The following is a 22843-nucleotide window of genomic DNA, read 5'->3' on the forward strand; positions in this document are numbered from 1 at the left end:
GGTTTCCGGCCCGCTTCACTCGGCGGCGTGCATACCCACTCCGGTCTTGACGCCCCCCAGGAAGGACGCCCACGAGCCGGCTCCGAACACGAGCACCGGGCCCTCCGGGGTCTTGCTGTCGCGGACCGGGACTATGCCGGGGCAGTTGTCGGCGACCTCGACGCAGTTGTTGTCTCCCCCGTCGCTGTAGGACGACTTACGCCACACGGCGGTGCTGAGATCGAGGGCTCGGTGCATGATCCGGCGACCTCCGTCAGCTCTTGACGCCGTTCACGAACGACACCCACGAACCGGCCCCGAACACGAGCACCGGGCCCTCCGGGGCTTTGCTGTCGCGGACCGGGACTATGCCGGGGCAGTTGTCGGCGACCTCGACGCAGTTGGTGCCACCCCCGTCGCTGTAGCTGGACTTGCGCCACACCGCGGTGCTGAGATCGGGGGCTCGGTTCATAATCCGCACTCCTCCAGAAGGCGTTTGATGAACGCCGTCGACTCCGTCGGAGTCAGCGCCGCATCCCTGACCAGATCGTAGGACAAGCGGAAGCGCAGCACCTTGTCTGGATCCTGGACCAGCTCGCCGAAGCCATTGCCCTCCACCCAGGCAACGGGGTCGCCGATTCGCTTCCAGAACAGCCAGAGATGGCTGTCCATGAGGTCGTGCACACCGGCTGTGTACGGCAGCACCTGAATCGCCACATTCGGCAGTGCCGCCGCATCGATGAGGTACGACAGCTGATCCGTCCACACCTTCGTGTCGGGCACCTGCCTTCGCAACGCACCTTCGTCCAGGATCACGCGCAAGTTCGGTGCCGAAGGCCGGTGGAGCAGCTCTTGGCGTCCCATGCGGACGGCCACCTGCTCCTCGACTTCTTCCCTGTTGCCTGCCGTTGTCTGAGCGCCAGACAACCCTGACAACACCGCACGGGCATAGTCCTCGGTCTGCAACAAGCCCGGCACGCGCAGCTGGAACATCCACATGATCCGCGCCGTGGCCTCCAGCTCCATGAACGCCTTGTACTTGTCCTTGACGACTTCTCTGCGCGCCTCGCGCCACAATCGGACCAGCAGGTCACCCGACCGGTAGTAGCTGTCCAGGTCCTCCATGACCGCGCTCTTGGAGAGCCGTTCCCCGCTTTCCAAGCGGCTCAGGTAGCTCTTGTCGTACCCGGTGTCCTCGCCAGTTGCCCGAGCGACTTGCCTGCCTGCTCCCGGAGGAACTTGAGAGTCCGGCCGAGTGCAGCCCGCCCCGACTCCGGTTCGTCGTCAACCATTTCGCCCACGTCACCCCTCCCCGTTGCCTGGGCGCCAGACAACACCGAACCTCTTCCGCAGCGTACGCGTGATCCGTAACCATCGAGGCACGAACGGTAATCACCGCTCGTCAGCCACCCCTGTCACGCCCCGGAAGGGCACCCCCATGCCTCTTCGCCTCCGCCTGCGCCTCGCCGCGCTCTGCGAGACCGTCCTGCTCACCCTCGTACGGCTCCTGCTGCCCGCCGAGGGACGCCACCGCGCCACGGCGCCGCCCCCGCCACCGCCCCCGCCCGCCCCGCCGCTCGCCCTGGAGCCCGTCTGGCTCGACACCCCGCTCGTACGCCCCTACCTGGAGGCCCCCGCATGAGGCTGCTGCCCTGGACGAGCGTCGACGGCAAGCCCTGCTACCTCAGCAGCGACGACCCGCACAGCCCCCTCTCCCGGCTCGCCGACGACATCGAGGCCGCCCAACTGCGCTCCGCCCAGGAGGTGCTGGCCGGGGCGAGGGCCGTCCTCGGCGACGCCAAGGCGGGTGAGCGGGCCGTGCGGTTCGCGCTCACCCGGGCCACCGAGTCCCTGGCGGACGTCCTGCGGATCGCGGTCAGCCGGCGGTGACCCGTACGAAGACCGCGTCGCCCGGCGACGTCGGGTTCGTTCGGTGCCCCGGCAACCTTCCAGGCGTCCGCGGCGACTGTTCGTCGACCATCCCCACACCCCACGGACGAACGGAACCCGCATGAGTGAGACGACTCGTGGCAAGCCCCGCAAGCCCCGCAGGGCACGGCACCGCAGGCGCCGGACGACGGTGCTCGCGGCCGGTGTCCCCCTGGCCCTGGTCGCCGCGGGGGCGCTCGTCTACGGCGAGAGCGCGCAGCCGGAGGCGGCGGCCGCCGAAGCGCCCGCGTGGGCGACGGCGACCGCCGACGGCTTCGCCTCCGTGAACTCCCTCGGCCAGAACGGCACGTACGGCGGGCGGGGCGGTGAGGCCGTCACCGTCCGCACGCTCGCGGAGCTGGAGAAGTACGCGACCGCCGCCGAGCCGTACGTCATCGTCGTCGCCGGGACCATCACCATGTCCCCGGCCGGCAAGGAGATCAAGGTCGCGTCCGACAAGACCATCATCGGCTCCGGCACCTCCGGGCACATCGTCGGCGGCGGCTTCTTCCTCGGCCCCGGCGTGCACAACGTGATCATCCGGAACCTGACGATCCGGGACGCGTACCAGGGTGTCTGGAACGACAAGGAGCACGACTACGACGCGATCCAGATGGACGGCGCGCACCACGTCTGGATCGACCACAACGACCTGCGGCACATGGCGGACGGGCTCATCGACGTCCGCAAGGACAGTACGAACATCACCGTGTCGTGGAACAGGCTGAGCGACAACAACAAGACGTTCGGCATCGGCTGGACCGAGAACGTCGTCACGGACATCACGATCCACCACAACTGGTTCCGCGAGACCGAGCAGCGCAACCCGTCCACGGACAACGCCGCCCACGCGCACCTCTACAACAACGTCCTGGAGGACACCCCGGGGACCGCCATCACCTCCTCCTACGGCAATTACTCGCGCGGGAAGACGCAGATGGTCCTGGAGAACTCCTTCTTCCAGGGCGTGAGGAACCCCGTCATCAAGGACGCCACGGCGTCGATCGTCCAGCGCGGCAACGTCTTCTCCGGCACCAGCGGACGCAACGAGAGCGGCGGCACCGCCTTCGACCCGAAGACGTACTACGGCTACACCCTCGACAAGGCGGCGGACCTGCCCGCCCTGCTGAAGTCGGGTGCGGGCCCCCGCGGTTCCCTCGGCACCGCGGCGACCACGACCGCTGCCGCCGCCGCGGCCACCACCCTCACCGTCGCCAAGGACGGCTCCGGCCAGTACTCCACCGTCCAGGCCGCGGTGAACGCCGTACCCGCGAACAACCCCTCCCGCGTCGTCATCGCCGTGAAGCCGGGCACGTACCGCGAGACGGTGAAGGTCCCCTCGAACAAGCCGCACGTCACCATCCAGGGCACGGGCGCCAGCCGCAAGGACACGGTGATCGTCTACAACAACGCCTCCGGCACACCCAAGCCGGGCGGCGGCACCTACGGCACCGGCGGCAGCGCCACCGTCGCCGTCGAGGCGGACGACTTCCAGGCCCGCAACCTGACCATCGCCAACGACTTCGACGAGAAGGCCAACCAGCACATCTCCGGCCACCAGGCCGTCGCCCTGCGCACCGCGTCGGACAAGGTGTTCCTGGACTCGGTGATCGTGGAGGGCGACCAGGACACACTCCTGCTCGACACCGCCGCGAAGGACCGGCTGGGCCGCGTCTACATGACCAACTCCTACGTCACCGGCAACGTCGACTTCATCTTCGGCCGCGCCACCGCCGTGATCGACCACTCGGTCATCACCCTGAAGAAGCGCTGGGACGGCACCTCGGCCGGCTACGTCACGGCCCCGTCGACCGCCGCCGGCCGCAAGGGCATCCTGATCGCCAACTCCACGGTGACCGGCGCCGTCTCGGACCGCACCTTCTACCTCGGCCGCCCCTGGCACGCGGGCGGTGACGCGACCCTCGACCCGCAGACGACGGTCCGCAACACCACCCTCAGCGCCGCCATCCGCACCACCCCCTGGACCGACATGAGCGGCTTCTCCTGGAAGGACGACCGCTTCGCCGAGTACAAGAACACGGGCCCTGGCGCCGGTTCCGCCTCGTCCGACCGCCCCCATCTGACCGACGCCCAGGCCGCCGACCAGGAGGTCACGGACTGGCTGTCCGGCTGGACGCCTACGGCTTCCTGAGGCCCACGTCAGGCTCGGGGCGCCCCTCCGGGCGCAGGTGAGAGACCAACGCCCGGAACCTGTCCCAGGCCTCGTCCTCACGTGGGGTGTCCAGGGCGTAGTGCAGGGCGCGGCCGAGTCGCCTGGGGGCGGGACCGGCTGGGGGCTGCTCGGCCCGCTCGCGGCCGACGGCGTCCGCCTCGGCGCCACCGAGCGTGAACGCCACCGGCCTCGGTGGCGCCTCGAGACGCGGGGGCACCGTCACGTCGCGGCGGGCGGCGCGCACCGAGGTCAGCAGGGTGACCAGCCCGTGCTCGGCGTCGAGTGCGGCGGCCAGCGGTGCGACGGCGCCCAGGGGCGGTTCCTCGTTCGGGCCGTAGCCGAGGGCGAGGGTGATGTCCTCCTCCACGCCCGCCGCTGTCCGCAGCACCCGCATGGTGGCCATGGCCGGCCGGTCGGGGTGGCCGACGGCGAGCAGGAAGGTGGGCCGTGGGGCGCGGGTGCGGGCGAGGTCGGTCACCTCGCGGGTGGACCAGGGCAGGTTGACCGGTTCGGCGGTGCTCCATCCGGTCGGCGGGGCACCCGTCAGGTGCCGCCAGACGGTCTCCAGGGCCCGCCCGAGCACCAGGTTCTCGCCGGCCGGGTGCCGGGTGCGCAGCGTGAGCAGGAGCTGGCGTTCGCCGGTGTCGGACCCGGCCGCGAAGGGGGCGGCGGCCGAGGCCGCGCCCCGCTCGTCGCGCACGGGGGTGAAGGTGCCGTCCCGCCATTGGAGCCGGGCGCCGGACAGGCCGTCGTAGGCGCCGTGCTCGGGGTCCTGGACGACCCAGCGGTTGGGCAGACCGCTCAAGGCCGTGCGGGCGGCCATGGTGAGGTGTGCCGTGGGCGGGGTGACGATCTGGAGTGCGCGGCCGTCGTCCGCGCAGGCGCGCAGGGCGTCGGCCAGCCAGCTGGTCAGCGGGACCACGGGACGGTCCTGGATGATCACGGCCGTCGTGCCGGTGAGGACGTCGATCGCCGGTGCGGCGGTGGCGGGCCGGGGCACCGCGGACACGTCCGCGGTCAGGGGGACGACCTCGGTGTGACCGGCCTCGGGCGGCCAGACCGTGCCGCCGAGCACGGTCGCCAGCCGGCCGGCGAAGGAACCGGCGAGCCGCCCGGCTTCGGGGACGGCGGTCGAGGCGCGGGCCTCGGTCCACCACACCGGCCCGTCGGGGTCCGGATGCCGGAGGAGGCGGGCGATCTCGCCGGGCACCTGCACCAGGACGGGCGCCTCCACGGAGACGAGGGGCCGCCCGTCGGGCGCGCACAGCTGGACGACGGCCCCCTCGGCGAGGGAGTTCACCCCGAGGTCGGGGCCGCCGGCGTAGAGACCGGCGAGGAGGGTGCGCAGGTCCGGCATCGTGGGCGTCAGCGCGATGACGTCCTTGGTCACGGGATCTCTTCCGGGGCGTGCTGCGAGGTCAGGGCGGTCTGGATCAGCCGGTGCGGGTGGCCGCGGCGGACGAGGGTGCCGCGGCCGGGTGGCTGCGGACCGGGGTAGAGGCCAGGGAAGAGCTGGCCCTCGGCGCGGTCGCCGGACATGACCAGCGTGGCGGTGCCGGTCTCCCGCAGCGCCGTCAGCAAAGGCTCGTACAGGGCGCGGGAGGCTCCGGCCGCGCGGCGGGCCACGACGAAGTGCAGTCCGATGTCCTGGGCGGACGAGACGTACGGCAGGAAGGGTGCCAGCGGCTGCTGCCCCGCGGTGGTGAGGATGTCGTAGTCGTCGACCAGGATGACGATCCGCGGCCCGCGGAAGGCGGGCTCACCGTCCGGGCCGCCCGGGCCGTCCGGATCCGCGGTCTCCGGCAGTCGCTTGTCCAGTTCGGTGGCGATGCCGGTGGACAGGGCCGCGGCGAGCTTGGCGTTGTGGGCGTAGCCGCCGCGGTACGGCTCGGGGACGACGCCGCGCAGGGTGCGGCGCGGGTCGTAGACGCCGAAGACCAGCTCCTCGTCCGTGTACCGCTCGACGAGCCGGGTGGCGATCAGCTGGAGCAGGTTGGTCTTGCCGCACTCGTTGTCGCCGAGGACGAGGAGGTGCTGGTCGGATCCGAACAGGTCGAGCAGGACCGGTGCGAGGGCTTCCTGGTCGACGCCGATCGGGATCCGGGCCGGTTCCGTCGTGGCCGGGGGCAGGTGCGCGGCGGGCAGTGTGGTCGGCAGGACCCGCACGGGTGGGGCGACCTCACCGTGCCAGGAGGCGCGGACGGTGCGGGCCGCCCGTTCGAGGGCGGGGCCCAGGTCGTCGGTGGTGGGGCGGCCGTCGATCCGGGGCAGCGCGACCTGGGCGAACAGCTTCCCGTCGGTGAGGACCCGGCCGGGGGTGTCGGCACCGAGCGTCTCGGACAGCTTGCGGTCGACGGTGGAGTCCGCGGGGTCGTTCAGGCGGAGTTCGACGCGGGTGCCGAACAGGGACTGGGTGGTGATGCGCACGTCGTTCCAGCGCAGCATCCCGGCGACGACGTGGATGCCGTAGCCGCCGCCGCGCTTGAGCAGGTCGGTGACCGCGTCCTCCAGGTCGGCGAACTCGTCCCGGAGCGCGCCGAACCCGTCGATGACCACGACGACGTCGGTGGCGACGGGCCCGGTCAGCTCACCACGGCCGCGCAGGGCGCGCAGCTGCTCCACGGAGTCGATGCCGTGCCGGCGGAACAGCTCCTCGCGCTCGGTGAGCATGGCCCGCACCTCGGCGATCGTGCGGGCGGCCCGCTCGTGATCGGCGCGCCCCGCGATGCCGCCGACGTGGGGCAGCCCGGCCAGCGCGGCCAGGCCGCCACCGGCCAGGTCGAGGCCGTAGACGGCCACCTCGCGCGGCGTGTGGGTGAGCGCCAGGGACAGGACGAGGGTGCGCAGCAGCGTGGTCTTGCCGGACTGCGGACCGCCGATGACCGCCGCGTGCCCGCCGGCCGCGGTCAGGTCGAGCAGCCACTGGCCCTGCCATTGCCGGGCCGGGTCGTCGAGCACACCGAGGGGCACGTGCAGGGGGTGGGCGGGCCGGACCAGGTGGAGTCCCTGGTCGGTGGCGCGCACGGGCCCCGCCGCCCGGTCGAGGGTGACGGCGTCGGGCAGGGGAGGCAGCCAGATGCGCCGCACCGGCGGGGCGGCGTCGGTGAGCTGCCCGACCATCACGGACAGCAGGGTCGGGCCGGTGTCGCGTCGGGTGGCGGCGGGCTCCTCCGGGGCCGTCTCCTGCTCCTGCGGCGCGTGGTACGTCGGGTAGGGCAGCGCGAGCGGCTCCGCGCCGTGCTCCTCGCGTACGGTCGGCCCGTGGTGGGCGCCGGAGACGTACCCCGCCTTGAACCGCTCGTAGGTGGAGGTGTCGACCTTGAGATAGCCGAAGCCGGGCAGCGGCGGCAGGTGGAAGGCGTCGGTGGTGTCGAGGACGGTGCGGGACTCGTCGGCGGAGAAGGTGCGCAACCCCAGCCGGTACGACAGGTAGGTGTCGAGGCCCCTGAGCTTGCCGCCCTCGATGCGCTGGCTGGACAGCAGCAGGTGCACGCCGATGGAGCGTCCGATGCGGCCGATGGACAGGAACAGATCGATGAACTCCGGCTTTGCGGCGATGAGTTCGCCGAACTCGTCGATGACGACGAAGAGATGGGGCAGCGGCTCCAGGTCGGGCTGCTCCGTGGCGCGCAGCAGGGCGTAGTGGCCGATGTCGGCGATGTTCCCGGCGTCCTTCAGTACCTGCTGGCGGCGCTTGACCTCGCCGGCGAGGGAGGTGTGGACGCGTTCGACGAGGCCGGCCTGGTTCTCCAGGTTGGTGATCACGCCGGCGACATGCGGGAGGGAGGCGAAGGGGGCGAAGGTCGCGCCGCCCTTGTAGTCGACCAGGACGAGGGCGAGATCCTCGGGCGGGTGCGTCGCGGTCAGGGCCAGGACGAGGGTCCGCAGCAGTTCGCTCTTGCCGGAGCCGGTGGCGCCGACGCACAGCCCGTGCGGGCCCATGCCGAGCTGGGAGGACTCCTTCAGGTCCAGCAGGACGGGCTCGTGACGGTCGGTCAGTCCGATGGGGACGCGCAGGAAATCCCGCTCTGCACGCGGTGCCCACAGCTGCTTCAGGTCCAGGGCGGCCGGGTCGTCGATGCCCAGCAGGGCGGGGAAGTCGACGGGGCCGGACACCGGGGTGCCCTCGGCCACGGACTCGGCGGACAGCCGCAGCGGCGCCAGCATGCGGGCGATGCCCTCGGCTCCGGCGGTGCTCACGGTGTCGAGCGTGCCCTCGGCCGCGCCGCCGGCCGGACCGCGCAGGTCCTCCACGGTCACCCGGCCCCCGTCGACCGTGATGCGCACGCTGACCTGGTCCGGCTCATGCACCTGCCGGTCCAGCAGGTGGACCACGGTCACGCCCGTCTCCGGCAGGCCGACGGCCGCGTCCGGGACGGGAAGTTCGGCCGCGGGCGCGCCGTGGCTGTCGTGGACCACGAGCAGTCGGTCCGTCAGCCGCAGCGCCGCCCGGTCCGACAGCCCGCGCCGCACCTCGGCCGCGTACGCGGCGCGCCGGCGCAGCTCGGGTGCGCACAGCCGGGCGAGCTGCGCCAGGCCGGGGGCGATCCGGCGGGCGGCGACGGGACCGTCGTGGGTCTGGGGATCGAGGATGTGCGGCAGCCACTTGGTCCACTGCCAGGCGTTCTCGTCGGGTGTGGCAACGGCGAGGGCGACATCGTCGGGTGCGTGCGTGACGGCCGTCTGGACGAGCAGGGCTCGGGCGACCGCCAGGACGTCGTCCCGCTGCGCGCCGACGACGCTGACGTTCCCGGCCCGGTCCAGCGGCACCGTGAGCGGGAAGTCGGTGGCCGTGGTGAAGCGCTGCTGCAGGGCCCGGGCCTCGTTGAGCATGAACGGGTCCGGCGGGGTGAGGACACCGCCGGCGCCACTCTGGCCGATGACCAGCTCCTGGACGGGGACGGTGCCCGTACCCAGGCGCGGACGCAGGAAGTCCGGGTCCTGGCGGCGGCGCTCCCACAGCCGGGCCGGGTCGCGGATCAGGTCGTACAGGGCCGACGGGGGCGGGTCGAGGAGCCGGGCCCGCGCACGCCGTTCCCGCTCGGCGGCGCCCAGCTCCTCCCGCAGCTCCTCCAGATACTCCAGGTACCGCTCCCGCTGCACGCGCCGCGTGCGCTGTGCGCGGCCCCGCTGCGACAGGAACAGGGCGAGCGCCCCGAACAGGGCGACGACCAGCACGACCGCGCCGAGCGCGGCGAACTGGCTGTTGCGGATGACCGTCATCATCACAACCGAGCTGACGACGCCCGCCATGGGCAGCAGCGCGGTGGCCGCGTTGCCGACCTTGCCCTCCGGCAGGTTGGGCGGGGCTTCGACGGTGCGGGCGGGGGCCGGCTCCAGCGGACGGGTGCTGCGAGCGGGCCGATGCACGATCCGCTGGGTCATCGCACCCTCACCGCCCGCCGCATCGCCTCGGCCGCCAGCCGGACGGCCGCGTCCCGGGTGGTCTGGCTCAGCATGGCGGTGTGGATGGGTCCTCCCTGGGCGAGATGTCGGTCGTACGGCAGCAGGACCACGGGCACCCCGGGCTCGCGCAGATGCGCGGTGGCGGCCCTGGGGTCGAGCGTGGTGTCCGGTGCGCTCGCGCTGAGGGCGACGACGGTCGTGGCGAGGGCCGCGTGCGGCAGGTGCCCGAGCCAGTCCAGCACCTGCCGGGTTCCGTGGATGCCCTCGGCGGTCATCGGCGCGACGACCACGCGGGCATGCGCGGTGTCCATCGCCGTACGCGCCACCTCGCCGGGCAGCGTCTCGCAGTCGACGACGGTGACGGCGAAGTACCGGCGCAGGGCGAGCGTCACCGTCCGGTACGTCCGCACGTCCAGCGGCGCCCCCACCCGTCCCTGGCTCGCGGGCAGCAGCCAGCCGCCGTCGGCGACGGGCACCAGGTACCCGGTGACATCGGTGAGTTGCATGGCCGGTGTCAGAATTCCGGCGAGATCCGCGCAGGACCACCGCACGCTCTCCGCGCCCATCCGCACCGGCAGCGTGCCGAGCGCGGCGTCGGCCTCCAGGGTGAGGACGGGGTCGTGCCGGTAGTGGTTGAGGATACGGCCGAGCAGCGCGGCCACGGTGGACTTGCCGACCCCGCCGCGGATCGACGTCACGGCGACGACCCGCCCCGTGGTGACCGGCTGCTGCACCTCCTGCGCCAGCCTGGTCTGCTCGGCGACTTCCTGACCGGCGGAGGCGGTGAGCCGACGCAGCGAACGGCCGGCGCGCTGCGTCAGGGAGTCACCGTGGTGAGGGCGCCCGAGTGCGATGGCCAGGCGGGGGTCGAGGGTGGGGAGGGACTGAGGGGTGGGCGGCGCGGGCGGGGCCGGGGCGCCTCGGTCGGGCGTGCGGGGGCCGGGGCGCGCGGGAGGAGTCGGGTCGGTGGCCGGGGCCGGCTGGGCGGACGGCTGCGGGGAGGGCGTCGGCGGGGCCGCCGGAGCGGGTGCCGAGGTGGGCGCCGGAGCGGGCGCCGGAGCGGGCGCCGGAGCGGGCGCCGGAGCGGGTGCCGGAGCGGGCGCCGGAGCGGGCGCCGGAGCGGGCGCCGGAGCGGGCGCCGGAGCGGGTGATGTCCCGCGGGACGCGTCGGCACCGCCGGTCAGCTGTCGCAGCATGTCGTGCTGCCAGTCCCCTCCCCCGGTCATGTGTCCACGACTCCCTCGTACGCCTCGTACGCACGCCTACGCGAAAGTGCCGAGCAGCCGCCCGTACACCCCGAAGACCCCGATGACCAGCGGAAACAGCGCGACCACGGCCGCGGACTCCGCGACATCGCCCAGCCTGCGCAGCCTGACGCGCACATGCTCCGCAGGCTCCACACTCAGCACCAGAAGGGGTACGGCGGCCAGCACAGCGAGGACGGCGACGGGCCCGGCGGCGGCCTGGGCTTGCTCCAGCCAGAGCGTCACCAGCCGCCCGACCACGACGGCAGCGCCGGTCAGCAGCACCACGACCTCGACGGCGAGCGGAAAGGCCCGCGCGCGCAGTGCCAGCGCGAGCAGCACGGCACCGGCCAGCGGAACCGTCCACACCGTGGCCGTCCGCAGGACGAGCACACCGGCCGCGGCGGCGGAGACACCGAGGACAACGGTGGCGAGGGCCAGCCCGCGATGCGTGGCGGCGAGAGCCGTACCCACCTGGTACCGGCTCACCGACGTCCCGCCACTGCGCCGGTCGTCGAGCCGGGCGAGACCGGACGCCATGAGCGCGAGCCGCGGCAGCAGGCCGAGAAGGACGACGGAGACGACGGCGACCAGCGCACCGGCCCGGCTCTGCTGCGCGGCGGTTTCTGCACCGCCCTGAAGGGCGACCGCGACTTCCCACAGCACGACGCACCCGAGGAGACTTCCGGCACCGATCGACGCTCCCCGCCCGAGCGGCGTGAACCACCCGGCGAGAGCGAGAGCACCGGCCACGGCACCGGCGACGACAGCGAGCCGCAGCGCACCCGACCAGTCCTGGGCGTCGGCCGCGGTCCACCCGGCGAGCACACCGAGCGCACCGGCCGCGATCAGGAGCGTGGCGGCGAGGGCCCGCCGCCCCAGGCGCCCGCACAGGACACCGCCGAGGGCGGACAGCACGGCGACGGCGGCAAGCCAACCCGCGACGGCGGACGGCTCGAAGTGTTCCCGGGCCAGCACTCCGGCGACGAGAGCCCACGCCACCGTGGCAGCCCCCGCGACGACCCGCCGCACGGCCGGCCGCCACCGCCAGACCCGCAGACCGAGATCGTCGGCGACTTCGTCACTCACGTCGTGGACGACGGGCGCGGAGGGCGCGTCCTCGACCCGCACCAGCCGCAGCACGGCACCGTCCCGCACGCCGGCCGACTCCAGGGTGTCGTCCTGCGCGAGCGCGGACCCGTCCCCGGTCACCAGATGCCGCAACTCGGGCCGCGCACCGATCCGGTCGTCCAGCAGCCGCATGACCTCCGGCAGCAGCACGCCGATCGGCTCCCGCGACGGCAGCACAAGGTCGACCCGACGCCGCTCCCCGACCAGCGTCACACGGCTGAGTGCTGTGCGACTGCCGCTCGCAGTACGACTCAGTGCCCCCGTGGCTATCACGTGTTCGAACCTATCACCGGGCAGTTGGCGCGCTGGAAGGCGTCACAGGGGCGGAGGGCGTGGAGGCGTACGGACTCTGTCCGACGACCCGATGCTGCAGAAACGACCACCCCACACACCCCGCACACAACACCGCGGCGATCACAACACCCGCGAACACCTTCCCCACCCGCTCGTCCAGCGTGCGACGCTGCCGCTGGGCCCCGAACAGCAGGGCGTCGCGGAGCCGACGCCGACGGACGGAGACGGACTCGAGGAGCTGGCTGTCGTAGTCGTGGGCGGTCACGTCGGGAACTCACCGAGCCACGCGCAAGTCGACGGGGCTTCGCAGGGTTGCGTCATACGGCCTTGCTCGCGGCACACGAAGGTCAGCCAGAATTTCATGAGCCGGTTTCCGGCGTTGGCGTAGTGCACTGCCGCACTCACCTGCGGAAGTCGAACCGCCAGGGCAGTGTTCACGTCCGTCAGCTCCTCGCAGTGGCGAGCACACGTACGTCGCCCCCGCGTTCGCGTATCCATCGCTCCAGATCAGCGCCGGCGATCTCCCGAACCCCCTCTGGACCACTTAGCCGTACAGGCCCGAAAAGAGTACCGGAAAAACCATCCAATTTGGTCTCGCGATCAAGCAGGACCTTAAATGTATTTTCACGGACCACCGCATAGGAAAGGTCGGCGCCACAGAAGTTCACGTCAATCAGCGATGCCCCCATAAGTCGCGTCTTGCGCAGCGACGCACCTGACGCATCGACCCCGTAGAGCGAAGCCTTAACCAGGTCCGCTTCATCGAGGACGCTGCCGCGGAAGACAGCGTCATCAAAATTGGCGCGCACCAGGGAAGCACGCGTCAGGTCGGCATAAGAGAAGTCGGCACCTTCTGCATCACACCGATAGAAATCTGCACCAATGAGATTTGCATTGACCAGTCTGGCATCGCTGAACCATGATTCGGAGAAATCACCCCCGGACAGATCGGCGTTGCTCAAGTCGAGCCCTACGGCATCCAGACCCCCGTCGCGGCCCGCTTCCAACCACTCTTGAAGCCGTACTGCGGCCTGAGGGTCGGGCGGAGCGACCCTCGGCCTCCAGTGGTTACGGGTACCAGATGACATCATCTTCCCAGCCGTTCTTCTCGACGATGGACTTGATGTCGTCGATCGCCGCCTGATTCGCGTTTCGTACATCCAGGATAACAATGCGGCGCTTCTCGACGATCTGCTCTTCCAGCTTTTTCACCCAACGCCCATTCTTTGCTGGATCGTAAGCCCCCTTGAACGGCTGCGACTTGTCCCGCACATTATTGAAGGGCGGCCAGTCCGAGTGAACTCCCTTGATGTCGTAGTGCCGGCCGGTACTGGGTGAGTAGAACTCGCCCTGATCAGCCTCGGTGGGCCGCCGGATATCCTTGGGCAGGCGCCCCTGCTCGCGAAGATCCAGGCCGACCCGCGCTTCGTCTTTGGATGGTTCAGAGATACCGCCGTTCTTGTCTGGGTCCCGTTGCAGAGCATCGAATTCCTGCGGACTTCTTGCTTCGACCTGCTCCAGGTGAACCCAGTGATCGGCTCGCTCCTCGGGTGTGAGTTCCGGCAGAGGCTCGTTCCGTCGCTCGGGCAGTGCCGTCTGGTTTCCTGATCCATCCGCCCACCCGGCGTTCCCCTCACCATTGCCACCATGGCCGGTGCCCGCCCCGTTGGTGGTTGCCTGATGAGGAACGCTGGACTCGGTCGTACCGGCACTCCCTCCGTTGCCTGCTCCTGAGTGAGATGGCGTGGCATGCGCGTCTGAGCCTCGGGACGCAGATGGATCTCCTGCATGGGCAGCGGCTGCAGATTTTTGTGGCGCCGAGCCGACCGCTGTGAGTTCACGCTCCTGCGCTGGCGCCTTATTGCCTTCCCCGGCAAGGGTGTGCTCCTGCTTGGGCAGCGCCTCGACGAGGTTTCCCTGCTTGTCGTAGGCAATGAACCGCCCGTCCTCGATGACCAGCCTCGACCCATCTGCCAGCTCCAGCACACTGTGCGGCCCCCGCACCTCCGCCAGGTCCCCGACGCCCCGCAGGTTCGCCGTCACCTCGGCGATCTTCGGGACGGCATGCCCGGCCGCCTTCGCCGCCGCGCTGAGCGGGTCGAGCACGTCGCCGACCTTCGCGACCGTCGTCGCCGCCTTCGCCGCGGCGCCCGCGCGGCCGGCGGAGGCGGCCTTCAGCGGGCCCACGCCCAGGGTGACCGTGTTGAAGACGACCGTGGCGGCGGCGCGGGCCGGATTCTCATCCCACTGGTCCCAGGCGACGAGGCCCTTGGCGAACTCCTTCGCGTACACCTTGCTGCCCTGCGCGAAGTCCGTCGCGAATGGCCCGGTCGTCGCCTTCTTGCCGCTCGCGGCCTCCATGAGGTACGTCTCGGCGCCCACCAGTACCCGGGCCAGCCCCGTCCAGGAGTCCTTGAACTCCTGGGAGCCGTTGATGCCGGCCAGGGAGAACAGCCCGTCGACAGTGCCCCAGACGTTGTCGACGATCAGCCCGTCCCAGACGAAGCTCTTGACGTAGTAGTCGAAGTCCCGCGGGTCCCACCAGTCGTGGTGCTGGGTGACCGGTGTGCCCCACGGGAGTTCCTTGGCCCGGTCCAGCAGCTCCGCGCTGTAGCCGTACAGGTGCGCACCCCGCGGCAACAGCTGCGTGTCACCGGTGTTCAGCACATACTGAGTGCCGCCGACGAGCGCCGTGATCCTGTTGGCACAGGCCACCTCGGCTTCCCAGAAGGCCTGCTGGGCGGCGTGCACTTCATGCCACAACGCCTGATGTTCCTCGACCTTGTCCGCGTCCTTGTTCCACTTCGCGTCGAACTCGCCGGACTCGGTCTTCAGCCCCGCCACGAATGCCGTCGCCCTGCTCTTCAGGTGCTCAAGACGCTCGGCGATGGGCGCCACCTCGGCCGCGTACGTGGACAGCGCCTCGGCGACCGTCTCCACCTTGTCCGCGAAGGTGTCGGCCGCGTCCCGCGCCGGCGCGGTGGAGGCGAACAGGTCCTCCGCCTCCGGGGCCTCGTAGAAGGCCGACAGCCCCTGGAACTGGCTGTGTGCCGTGGCACCCGCGTCCCGGATGCCGACCGCTTCCCGCCGCAGGGCCTCGACATGATGGTCCAGCTGCCCCAGATCGCCGGTGAACAGCGGAATGGACTCCGGCTCGATCACTGACGGCCCGCCTTCCAGCCCGCCGGCATGTCGGGTACGACCACACCGGCCGCCCTTCGCTGGACCTCCGCCGCCATCTCGATGTCCCCGGCCTGGTACGCCATCGTGGCCTCCACGGCGCCGTTGACCGATCTGCCGACCCGCACGCCGACGGACATCAGCTCGTCGGCCGTACCCTCCATGAACTCCGCCAGCGCGGCGGCGACAAGCCCGGCCTGTCCCTTGTGCGGTCCGCTCGCTCCGCCCGGGGCGAGCGTTCCGGCCGCGGTGGCCGCGCCCTGCACATCACCCGAGTAGGCCTCGATGATCCCCTCCAACGCGGACATGACCGTGCCCACATGGGAGACCACCGTGCCGACGCCGGGCGGAGAAATGTCCCAGCCCTTCATTGCCAACCCCCGTGCTGAAGATCGATCCGGCCGCTCAGCCGATGGCGTCGACCGCCGCCCGCGCCTTGGCCAGCGTCGCCTGCGCGGTCCCGTCGTTCTGCTCCAGCGTCGTACGCACCAGCCGGATGATCTCCCGCACCTCGCTTGCCGCGCGGTGCCAGCGGACCTCTTTGCCGTGGTACTCGTCCGCCACGCCGTCCGCCGTGAAGTCGGCCATCGCCGCCTTCACCGCGCGGTCGCGGTCGGTGAGCACGCGCTCCAACTGACCGATGACGGAGGCGAGACTGATTTGCACCTCCGCGGATGCACCGGTGTCGTACGAGCGGCGGTCCTGGTTCTGGCCCATGGTCTCGTCTCCCCCTATCGCGCGCCGAAGCGTGCCGCCTGGAAGTTGGCGGCCCCCATGTTCTGCTGGGCGTTGCTCCCGAACTCGGTGTCGCCCGTACCGAACGCGGTGTCCATCCCTGACTGGCCGCCCAGGATCGCCGTGAGCGAGGCGTTCAGCTCGGCGGTGATCTCATCGGCGTTCGCCTTGAACTCGTCGAACGCGGCCTTGCCCTCGCCGTTGAACTTCCCCTCCAACGGCTCGGCGGCCTGGATCAGCATCCTGATCAGGGTCCCCAGATCATCGACGGACCCGACCGTGCTCTTCCCGAGCGAGGAGAGGGTCGTCGCCCCCATGTCGAACTTCAACAGTGCACCCCCGTGCGTCACTTACGACCCATACAGGTCGAACATACTCTCGCACAGAGAGTTGCAGCAGCAATGCAACGGGGTTCACTTGGCGCGATCGGGCCGGTGGACGGCTGAGCAGCACCCGCGGTCGAGGCGGCCCCCCGGAGCCCGATGCTCCTCACGCGCTGCGGCCCGTACGAGGCTCCCGTCGCCCGAGCAGGTGAACCCAGGGCATTGCCCCAGGTCGGCGACGCCGTCTCACCCACCGTGACGGCGTTGCTCGTGCCTCCGCCGTGCACCCGGCCCACACTTGACGAGGAGGTGCCATCTTGACCGCTCTCGCACACGAGAGATTGCGCTGGACAGGTTCCCGGAGGGCGGCGAGTACGCCTGCCACCAGGACACCGACGTCATCCACCAGCGCAGAGCGTGGATTCCCGATGCCCTGGTCGCGCCCGAGGACCTGGAGCCGCACGCCGACGAGGGCGGACTCGGGATCAAATCCTCTGCCGTTCAGGTGATCGTCGAAGTCGTCTCCCCCGGCAAACGCCACCAGGACCGCGACCGTATCCGCAAGCGCCGCGAGTACGCCCGCGCCGGCATTCCCTTGTACCTGCTCATCGACGACTACGGCGGCCAGGGCGCCGTCACCGTCTCCACGCGCCCTCGTGCCGACAAGGCCGACTGGGAGGACATCCACCGCGTGCCCTACGGCACCGACATCACCGTCCGCGAAGGCCCCGCGAAGGGGTTCGTCGTCGGGGAAGCGATCACCGGTGCCCCGCGCCGCTGACACGCAGGCCGCGTGGGCGAGCTGTGCGTCCTGCTCGTCGTCGAGGTCCCGTGGACCGGGCGGACGGTCCCGCAGGTGCTGTTCTGGGCGGGGCGGCTGCCGGCCCTGGCGACGATGTGGTTCGACCGGAGGAAGACCGGCTGAGCCGGGGAAGGCGGAAGGGTCCGAGAACGGGGTGAGGGGAACGCGCTCGCGCGCGTTCCCCTCACCCCGTCTCCCGGTCCGGCGTCTACTTCACGATCGTGATCCGGTCCGCCTTCGGCGGTGCGATCGGGCTCGCCGGGGACGAGTTCGCCGTCAGGTACTTCTCCAGCGCCGTCAGGTCGTCCGCGCCGACCAGGTCGTTGGTGCCCTGGCCGAGGGTCGGGAAGCCGTCGCCGCCGCCCGCGAGGAAGCTGTTCGACGCGACGCGGTACACCGCCGACGGGTCGACGGGGGCGCCGTTCAGCCTGATGGAGTCGGTGACCACGCGGTCCGCGCCGGTCTTCGTCAGGTCCAGGGTGTAGGTGAGGCCCGAGGAGACCTGGAGGATCTTCGGGGCCGCCGCGTTCGCGCCGCTGACCTGCTCCTTGAGGATCTGGATCAGCTGAGCGCCGGTGATGTCCTGGAGGTTGACGGTGTTGGCGAACGGCTGGACCGTGAAGCCCTCGGCGTAGGTGACGACGCCGTCGCCCTCGGCCGCCTTGGCCGCGTAGGTGAGCGGGGCCCGGATGCCGCCCGGGTTCATCAGCGCCAGGTCGGTCTCCGGGTCCAGCTCCTTGCCGTAGGCGAGCTGGGCGTCGGCGATGAGGTCGCCGAGCGGGGACTCGGTGCCGGTGTTGCCGATGTCACCGGAGATGTAGCCGATCGGGCGGTTGCCGATGGGCGCGGCGAGCGCGTTCCACTTGCCGATCAGCTCGGTCATGTCGGGCGCCTTGGGGACGTCCCGGGTGACGACGTGGTTCGCCGACCGCACCGCCGTACGGGCGATGTCGCCGGTCCACCGGTCGTACGTCAGCGTGGTGTCGGTGTAGAGGCGGCCGAAGGAGGCGGCCGAGGTCACCATGCGGGGCTTGCCGGCCGGGTCGTCGACGGTGCAGACGTACGGCGCGTGGGTGTGGCCGGTGACCAGCGCGTCGACCTGCGGGGTGACGTTCTTGGCGATGTCGACGATCGGGCCGGAGATGCCGTCACCGGGGCCGGGCGCGTCGCAGTCGTAGTTGTACGCCGTCCCGGCGGGGAAGCCGCCCTCGTGGATGAGCGCCACGATGGACTTCACGCCTTGGGCCTGGAGCACCTTGGCGTACTTGTTGATGGTCTCGACCTCGTCCTTGAAGGTGAGGCCCTTGACGCCCTCGGCCGAGACGATGTCCGGGGTGCCCTCCAGGGTCACACCGATGAAGCCGATCTTGACGTCCTTCTTCTTCCACACCCAGTACGGCTTCAGAACGGGCTTGTTCGTCTTCTCGTCGAGGACGTTGGCCGCCAGGTACGGGAAGTCCGCGCCCTCGAACTCCTCGTCCGTGTAGCAGCCCTCCGTGGGGTGGCAGCCGCCCTTCTGAAGGCGGGCCAGCTCCCGGGCACCCTCGTCGAACTCGTGGTTGCCGACGCTCGTGACGTCCAGCTCCAGCTTGTTCAGCGCCTCGATGGTGGGCTCGTCGTGGAAGAGACCGGAGAGCAGCGGGGAGGCGCCGACCATGTCGCCGCCGGCGGCGGTGACGGAGTACTTGTGGCCCTCGCGCGCCTGGCGCAGGTGGGTGGCCAAGTACTCGATTCCGCCCGCTTCGACCGTCTTCGTCGTGCCGTCGGCCTGGAGTTCGGTGACCCGGCCCGAGGAGCCGGCCGGCGGCTCCAGGTTGCCGTGCAGGTCGTTGAAGGAGAGCAGCTGCACGTCCTGGTAGCGGCCCGGCTTGTGACTCGTGGTCTTCTCGTCGGCGCTGGCGGCCGACGGCAGCGCGGCGGCCAGCGCGCCGGCGGTGGCGACACCGGCGGCGGCCGCGAGCAGCCTGGTCGTACGCCGTCTGCGGCGGTCCTGCGGCGGAGTGGTGGCTGGCATGCGCCCCCCTGTCGTTCTTATCCGGGTGTGTGAGGGTCCCGGCGCAGCCTAGAGTCAACGCGCGTAGCGCGACAGGGGGTTCATGGTTACAGCCTGGTTTCCCTTTGGGTTTCCCCTTGCGCTCGCCCGCGCTGTCCCCCGTGCCGCCGTTTTGGCGGCGCCTCCCCTTACTCTCGTAGGCATGACCAGCGACGACTTGGCAGGGCCCGGCCCCGCACGCGCCCTGGAGACCTACGCGGCGCTCTCCCCCGGGCAGATCGAGGCCGTTCTCGACCTGCTCGCCCAGGCCGCCCGCGTCGACGGCCGGCAGGCGGTGTCCGAACAGGGCCGGCTCCAGCTGCGCGGCGGTGAGCGCGAGGGCGTCTCCCATCTGCTGCTCACCAGCGGCGGCGAACTCGTCGGCTATGCCCAGCTGGAGGACACCGACCCGGTCGAGGCCCCGGCCGCCGAGCTGGTCGTCCACCCCTCGCACCGCGGCCACGGCCACGGCCGCGCCCTCGGCACGGCGCTGCTCGCCGCCTCCGGCAAGCGGCTGCGGGTGTGGGCGCACGGCGGGCACTCGGCCGCCCGGCATCTGGCGCAGGTGCTGGGGCTGACCCTGTTCCGCGAACTGCGGCAGATGCGGCGGCCTTTGTCCGGGTTCGACCTGCCGGAGCCGGTGCTGCCGGCCGGGGTCACCGTCCGCACCTTCGTGCCCGGCCAGGACGACGCGGCCTGGCTCGCCGTCAACGCGGCGGCCTTCGCGCACCATCCGGAGCAGGGCTCCCTCACCCAGCGCGACCTCGACGACCGCAAGGCCGAGCCGTGGTTCGAACCGGCGGGCTTCTTCCTGGCCGAGCGCGCGGGCGAGCTGGTCGGCTTCCACTGGACGAAGACGCACGCCGAGGAGCAGCTCGGCGAGGTGTACGTGGTGGGGGTCGCGCCCGGCGCGCAGGGCGGCGGCCTCGGCAAGGCGCTCACTCTGATCGGCCTGCGCCACCTGGCCGCGCAGGGCCTGCCGACGGCGATGCTGTACGTCGACGCGGACAACAAGGCGGCCGTGTCGGTGTACGAGGGCCTGGGATTCACCACATACGAGACGGACCTCATGTACCGGACCGAAACCTGAGAATCGGTCGGTAAAGGCCCCACAGGGGGCGGCGATCTTGACGCCGCCCCTTCCTTGTACCACCCTTTCACTACTCAATTAGTGAAAGGGTGGTTGCCGAGTGGTCGAATACCGCATCGACCGGCGCAGCGGAGTCGCCACCTATCTGCAGATCGTCCAGCAGACCAAGCAGGCCCTGCGCCTCGGCCTGCTGCGGCCCGGCGACCGGCTGCCCACGGCCCGCGAGGTCGTGGCGGCCACCGCCATCAACCCGAACACCGTGCTGAAGGCCTACCGCGAACTGGAACGCGAGGGCCTGGTGGAGGCCCGCCGCGGCCTCGGCACCTTCGTACGGCGCTCCCTGGGCGCCGCGCCCGCCGACTCCCCGCTGCGCGACGAGCTGGAGGCGTGGGCGGCGAAGGCCCGCGAGGCCGGGCTGGAACGGGACGACGTGGCCGCGCTCTTCACTTCCGTACTGGACAAGCACTTCAAGGGGGACCAGGAATGACCGACACCGCCATCGAGGCGGCCGGCCTCGCCAGGAGCTTCGGCCGCGGGGGGCGGCGGCGGGCGCTGGACGCCTGCACCTTCCGGCTGCCCGCCGGCAGCGTGTGCGCCCTGGTCGGCCCGAACGGCGCCGGCAAGTCCACCCTGCTCGCCCTCGCCGCCGGACTGCTCGCCCCCACCGAGGGCACCGTCCGGGTGCTGGGCGAGCACCCGGCCCGGGTCCGCGAGCGCGTCGGCTACGTCGCCCAGGACAAGCCGCTGCACCCGCAGCTCACCGTCGCCGACACCCTGCGCCTCGGCGCGGAGCTGAACCCCGGCCGCTTCGACCCGGCCCTCGCCGCCCGCGTCGTCGCCGAGGGCGACCTGGACCCCGGCGCCCGAGTCCGCTCCCTCTCCGGCGGCCAGCGCACCCGCGTCGCGCTCGCCCTCGCCCTCGGCAAGCGGCCCGAGGTGCTGCTGCTGGACGAGCCGATGGCCGGCCTCGACCCGCTGGCCCGGCACCAGCTGATGGGCACCCTGATGGCGGACGCCGCCGACCACGGCACCACGGTGGTCATGTCCTCGCACGTGGTGGCGGAGCTGGAGGGCTCCTGCGACCACCTGCTGCTCGTCGGCGGCGGCCGGGTCCGCCTGGCCGGCCCGCTCGACGCCGTGCTCGCCGCGCACACCCTGGTCAGCGGCCCGGCCGACGGCGACCTCACCGGTCACACCGTCGTCGAGTCCCGGACCACCGGACGCCAGCTCACCGCCCTGATCCGGCCGCGGGGCGCGCTCTCCGGCAGCTGGCAGCGCGCCGAGCCCACCCTGGAGGAACTGGTCCTCGCCCACCTGCGGGCCCCCGACGCCCCGCCGCTCCACCTCGACCCCGCCGCACTCCACCCCGACACCACCGCGCACGGCACCGGCACCGCCGCGCACGGCCACGACACCACCGCGGAGGCCGCCGTATGACCGCCACGACGACCACGGCCACGGCCCGCACCGCCCCCGCGACCCGGGGGCCACGCGGCCTGACCTGGCTGATGCTGCGCCTGCACCGCTCCGCGCTCTGGTTCTGGCTGATGCTGCTCGCCGTCGCCGCCGGGGCCCTGCTGTGGGCGTACGGGCCGGGCGCGGACGCCGCCTGGGAGGAGTTCCGCCGGATGGACTGCGGCCCCACCGGCACGCCCGACCTGTCCTGCGACTACGCGGGCCCCGCCTACCAGAACTACGACCTCGCCCTCGCCCTCGCCGCCGGGCTGCTCACCGTCGCCCCGCTCCTGGTCGCGGCCTGGGCGGGCGGCGCGCTCACCGGCCGCGAGCTGGAGAACGGCACCGCCCGGCTCGCCTGGGTCCAGTCCGTCTCCCCGGCCCGCTGGCTGGCCGCCAAGCTCGCCGTGCCCGCCGCGGTCCTCACCACCGGCGCCCTCGCGCTGACCGCGCTGCACCGGCTGGTGTGGGCGTCGGACGGCGAGCTGCGGGACGGCTGGCGGGAGTGGCACAGCACCACCACGTACATCGTCAACGGCCCCCTGCTCGTCGCCTACCTCCTGCTCGGCCTGGCGGTCGGCGTCCTCGCCGGCCTGCTGCTGGGCCGTGCCCTGCCCGCGCTCGCCGCCGCCGCGGCCGCCCAGATCGCCCTGCTCACCGCGCTCGACGCGGTGCGCCCGCACCTGTGGCCGGCCGAGACGCTGGTCGACAAGGAGCAGTACCCGGACTGGATCGGCATGGTCGTCGACGACGGTGCCCTGACCGCCGACGGCACCCGGATCGACGACCCGATCTGCGTCGACGACGCCCGCTGCCTCGCCGAGCACGACGTCGTCGGCTTCTACCGCGACTACCACCCCGCCGGCCACTTCTGGCCGCTCCAGCTCATGGAGACCGCCCTCGTCCTCGCCGTCACGGCGCTCGCGCTCCTCGCCGCCTTCCGGCTGCTGCGCCGCCGCACCCACTGAGGCCCCTGGACCCGCGTACGCCCCTCCGCGGGGGAGGGACGTACGCACCCCTCGCACCCGTCGCACACCCTGCGCCCTCTGCGCCACCGCGCCCCGGTGCCC

The 22843-nt window shown here is 71.7% G+C and carries 23 protein-coding genes; 9 read left to right on the forward strand and 14 right to left on the reverse strand.

The window, feature by feature from the left end:
- Positions 1-15: 15 nt before the first annotated feature.
- The 3 genes from AB0K92_RS13710 to AB0K92_RS13720 are packed head-to-tail and all read right to left on the reverse strand — an operon-like array spanning position 16 to position 1104.
- Positions 16-237: a DUF397 domain-containing protein gene (locus AB0K92_RS13710; protein WP_365922408.1), complete on the reverse strand. Its 222-nt coding sequence runs from the start codon at positions 235-237 to the stop codon at positions 16-18.
- A 16-nt stretch (positions 238-253) separates the two neighbouring features.
- The gene (locus tag AB0K92_RS13715) at positions 254-451 is read right to left on the reverse strand and encodes a DUF397 domain-containing protein (protein ID WP_365760402.1); all 198 of its coding nucleotides are present in this window, start codon (positions 449-451) and stop codon (positions 254-256) included.
- A complete protein-coding gene (locus AB0K92_RS13720; RefSeq protein ID WP_365922410.1) occupies positions 448-1104 on the reverse strand; it encodes a DUF5753 domain-containing protein in 657 nt (218 codons plus the stop codon). Before AB0K92_RS13720 ends, AB0K92_RS13715 begins: the two co-directional genes overlap by 4 nt.
- Positions 1105-1417: 313 nt before the next feature.
- On the opposite strand from AB0K92_RS13720, the gene AB0K92_RS13725 reads away from it, so the two are divergent.
- The 3 genes from AB0K92_RS13725 (at position 1418) to AB0K92_RS13735 (ending at position 4060) form a co-directional block, all read left to right on the forward strand.
- Positions 1418-1621 (forward strand): hypothetical protein, encoded by a 204-nt coding sequence (locus AB0K92_RS13725; protein WP_365922412.1) that lies wholly within the window; start codon positions 1418-1420, stop codon positions 1619-1621.
- The gene (locus tag AB0K92_RS13730; protein WP_365922414.1) at positions 1618-1869 is read left to right on the forward strand and encodes a hypothetical protein; all 252 of its coding nucleotides are present in this window, start codon (positions 1618-1620) and stop codon (positions 1867-1869) included. The genes AB0K92_RS13725 and AB0K92_RS13730 overlap by 4 nt, the downstream gene beginning before the upstream one ends.
- Positions 1870-1990: 121 nt before the next feature.
- A complete protein-coding gene (locus tag AB0K92_RS13735; protein WP_365922416.1) occupies positions 1991-4060 on the forward strand; it encodes a pectinesterase family protein in 2070 nt (689 codons plus the stop codon).
- Here the strand turns inward: AB0K92_RS13735 and AB0K92_RS13740 are convergent.
- The 10 genes from AB0K92_RS13740 to AB0K92_RS13785 form a co-directional block, all read right to left on the reverse strand.
- On the reverse strand, positions 4047-5471 hold the full coding sequence (locus AB0K92_RS13740; protein ID WP_365922418.1) for a DUF6177 family protein: 1425 nt from the start codon (positions 5469-5471) through the stop codon (positions 4047-4049). The two genes, AB0K92_RS13735 and AB0K92_RS13740, sit on opposite strands and share 14 nt — an antisense overlap.
- Complete coding sequence (gene eccCa / locus AB0K92_RS13745) at positions 5468-9466, reverse strand: type VII secretion protein EccCa (protein WP_365922420.1); 3999 nt, start codon at positions 9464-9466, stop codon at positions 5468-5470. Before eccCa ends, AB0K92_RS13740 begins: the two co-directional genes overlap by 4 nt.
- Positions 9463-10713 (reverse strand): hypothetical protein, encoded by a 1251-nt coding sequence (locus AB0K92_RS13750; RefSeq protein WP_365922422.1) that lies wholly within the window; start codon positions 10711-10713, stop codon positions 9463-9465. Before AB0K92_RS13750 ends, eccCa begins: the two co-directional genes overlap by 4 nt.
- Before the next feature lie 36 nt (positions 10714-10749).
- The gene (eccD, locus tag AB0K92_RS13755) at positions 10750-12075 is read right to left on the reverse strand and encodes a type VII secretion integral membrane protein EccD (RefSeq protein WP_365922424.1); all 1326 of its coding nucleotides are present in this window, start codon (positions 12073-12075) and stop codon (positions 10750-10752) included.
- Between the two features lie 73 nt (positions 12076-12148).
- Positions 12149-12421 (reverse strand): hypothetical protein, encoded by a 273-nt coding sequence (locus AB0K92_RS13760; RefSeq protein ID WP_365922426.1) that lies wholly within the window; start codon positions 12419-12421, stop codon positions 12149-12151.
- A 178-nt stretch (positions 12422-12599) separates the two neighbouring features.
- Positions 12600-13247 (reverse strand): pentapeptide repeat-containing protein, encoded by a 648-nt coding sequence (locus tag AB0K92_RS13765; RefSeq protein ID WP_365922428.1) that lies wholly within the window; start codon positions 13245-13247, stop codon positions 12600-12602.
- Entirely contained in the window at positions 13225-15318 is a 2094-nt protein-coding gene (locus tag AB0K92_RS13770) for a hypothetical protein (protein ID WP_365922430.1), read from the reverse strand. Before AB0K92_RS13770 ends, AB0K92_RS13765 begins: the two co-directional genes overlap by 23 nt.
- A complete protein-coding gene (locus AB0K92_RS13775; protein ID WP_365922432.1) occupies positions 15315-15707 on the reverse strand; it encodes a DUF6507 family protein in 393 nt (130 codons plus the stop codon). Before AB0K92_RS13775 ends, AB0K92_RS13770 begins: the two co-directional genes overlap by 4 nt.
- 34 nt (positions 15708-15741) lie before the next feature.
- Entirely contained in the window at positions 15742-16053 is a 312-nt protein-coding gene (locus tag AB0K92_RS13780; RefSeq protein ID WP_365922434.1) for a pore-forming ESAT-6 family protein, read from the reverse strand.
- Between the two features lie 14 nt (positions 16054-16067).
- Positions 16068-16400, reverse strand: coding sequence for a hypothetical protein (locus tag AB0K92_RS13785; RefSeq protein ID WP_365922436.1), 333 nt, complete (start codon positions 16398-16400; stop codon positions 16068-16070).
- A gap of 292 nt (positions 16401-16692) precedes the next feature.
- On the opposite strand from AB0K92_RS13785, the gene AB0K92_RS13790 reads away from it, so the two are divergent.
- On the forward strand, positions 16693-17175 hold the full coding sequence (locus AB0K92_RS13790; protein ID WP_365922438.1) for a Uma2 family endonuclease: 483 nt from the start codon (positions 16693-16695) through the stop codon (positions 17173-17175).
- Between the two features lie 12 nt (positions 17176-17187).
- The gene (locus AB0K92_RS13795; protein ID WP_365922440.1) at positions 17188-17319 is read left to right on the forward strand and encodes a hypothetical protein; all 132 of its coding nucleotides are present in this window, start codon (positions 17188-17190) and stop codon (positions 17317-17319) included.
- Between the two features lie 85 nt (positions 17320-17404).
- On the opposite strand, the gene AB0K92_RS13800 is transcribed toward AB0K92_RS13795, so the two are convergent.
- Complete coding sequence (locus AB0K92_RS13800) at positions 17405-19210, reverse strand: bifunctional metallophosphatase/5'-nucleotidase (RefSeq protein WP_365922442.1); 1806 nt, start codon at positions 19208-19210, stop codon at positions 17405-17407.
- 181 nt (positions 19211-19391) lie between these two features.
- Between AB0K92_RS13800 and mshD the strand changes: the two genes are divergently transcribed.
- From mshD to AB0K92_RS13820, 4 genes are all read left to right on the forward strand, one after another.
- On the forward strand, positions 19392-20318 hold the full coding sequence (gene mshD / locus AB0K92_RS13805) for a mycothiol synthase (RefSeq protein ID WP_365922444.1): 927 nt from the start codon (positions 19392-19394) through the stop codon (positions 20316-20318).
- Between the two features lie 100 nt (positions 20319-20418).
- Positions 20419-20805, forward strand: a complete 387-nt coding sequence (locus AB0K92_RS13810) for a GntR family transcriptional regulator (RefSeq protein WP_365922446.1) — start codon at positions 20419-20421, stop codon at positions 20803-20805.
- Positions 20802-21755: an ABC transporter ATP-binding protein gene (locus AB0K92_RS13815; RefSeq protein WP_365922448.1), complete on the forward strand. Its 954-nt coding sequence runs from the start codon at positions 20802-20804 to the stop codon at positions 21753-21755. Before AB0K92_RS13810 ends, AB0K92_RS13815 begins: the two co-directional genes overlap by 4 nt.
- Positions 21752-22741, forward strand: coding sequence for an ABC transporter permease (locus tag AB0K92_RS13820; protein WP_365922450.1), 990 nt, complete (start codon positions 21752-21754; stop codon positions 22739-22741). Before AB0K92_RS13815 ends, AB0K92_RS13820 begins: the two co-directional genes overlap by 4 nt.
- Positions 22742-22843 lie beyond the last annotated feature (102 nt).

It is taken from the genome of Streptomyces sp. NPDC052687, from assembly GCF_040678395.1.
GTDB lineage: Bacteria > Actinomycetota > Actinomycetes > Streptomycetales > Streptomycetaceae > Streptomyces.

Excerpts from the sequence above, each read along its gene's own strand:
- AB0K92_RS13730 (WP_365922414.1), top strand. The coding sequence starts at position 1,618 with ATGAGGCTGCTGCCCTGGACGAGCGTCGACGGCAAGCCCTGCTACCTC.
- mshD (WP_365922444.1), top strand. The coding sequence starts at position 19,392 with ATGACCAGCGACGACTTGGCAGGGCCCGGCCCCGCACGCGCCCTGGAG.
- AB0K92_RS13775 (WP_365922432.1), bottom strand. The coding sequence starts at position 15,707 with ATGAAGGGCTGGGACATTTCTCCGCCCGGCGTCGGCACGGTGGTCTCC.
- AB0K92_RS13750 (WP_365922422.1), bottom strand. The coding sequence starts at position 10,713 with ATGACCGGGGGAGGGGACTGGCAGCACGACATGCTGCGACAGCTGACC.
- AB0K92_RS13715 (WP_365760402.1), bottom strand. The coding sequence starts at position 451 with ATGAACCGAGCCCCCGATCTCAGCACCGCGGTGTGGCGCAAGTCCAGC.
- AB0K92_RS13800 (WP_365922442.1), bottom strand. The coding sequence starts at position 19,210 with ATGCCAGCCACCACTCCGCCGCAGGACCGCCGCAGACGGCGTACGACC.
- eccCa (WP_365922420.1), bottom strand. The coding sequence starts at position 9,466 with ATGACCCAGCGGATCGTGCATCGGCCCGCTCGCAGCACCCGTCCGCTG.
- AB0K92_RS13765 (WP_365922428.1), bottom strand. The coding sequence starts at position 13,247 with ATGATGTCATCTGGTACCCGTAACCACTGGAGGCCGAGGGTCGCTCCG.
- AB0K92_RS13725 (WP_365922412.1), top strand. The coding sequence starts at position 1,418 with ATGCCTCTTCGCCTCCGCCTGCGCCTCGCCGCGCTCTGCGAGACCGTC.
- AB0K92_RS13815 (WP_365922448.1), top strand. The coding sequence starts at position 20,802 with ATGACCGACACCGCCATCGAGGCGGCCGGCCTCGCCAGGAGCTTCGGC.
- AB0K92_RS13780 (WP_365922434.1), bottom strand. The coding sequence starts at position 16,053 with ATGGGCCAGAACCAGGACCGCCGCTCGTACGACACCGGTGCATCCGCG.
- AB0K92_RS13720 (WP_365922410.1), bottom strand. The coding sequence starts at position 1,104 with ATGGAGGACCTGGACAGCTACTACCGGTCGGGTGACCTGCTGGTCCGA.
- AB0K92_RS13735 (WP_365922416.1), top strand. The coding sequence starts at position 1,991 with ATGAGTGAGACGACTCGTGGCAAGCCCCGCAAGCCCCGCAGGGCACGG.
- AB0K92_RS13820 (WP_365922450.1), top strand. The coding sequence starts at position 21,752 with ATGACCGCCACGACGACCACGGCCACGGCCCGCACCGCCCCCGCGACC.
- AB0K92_RS13710 (WP_365922408.1), bottom strand. The coding sequence starts at position 237 with ATGCACCGAGCCCTCGATCTCAGCACCGCCGTGTGGCGTAAGTCGTCC.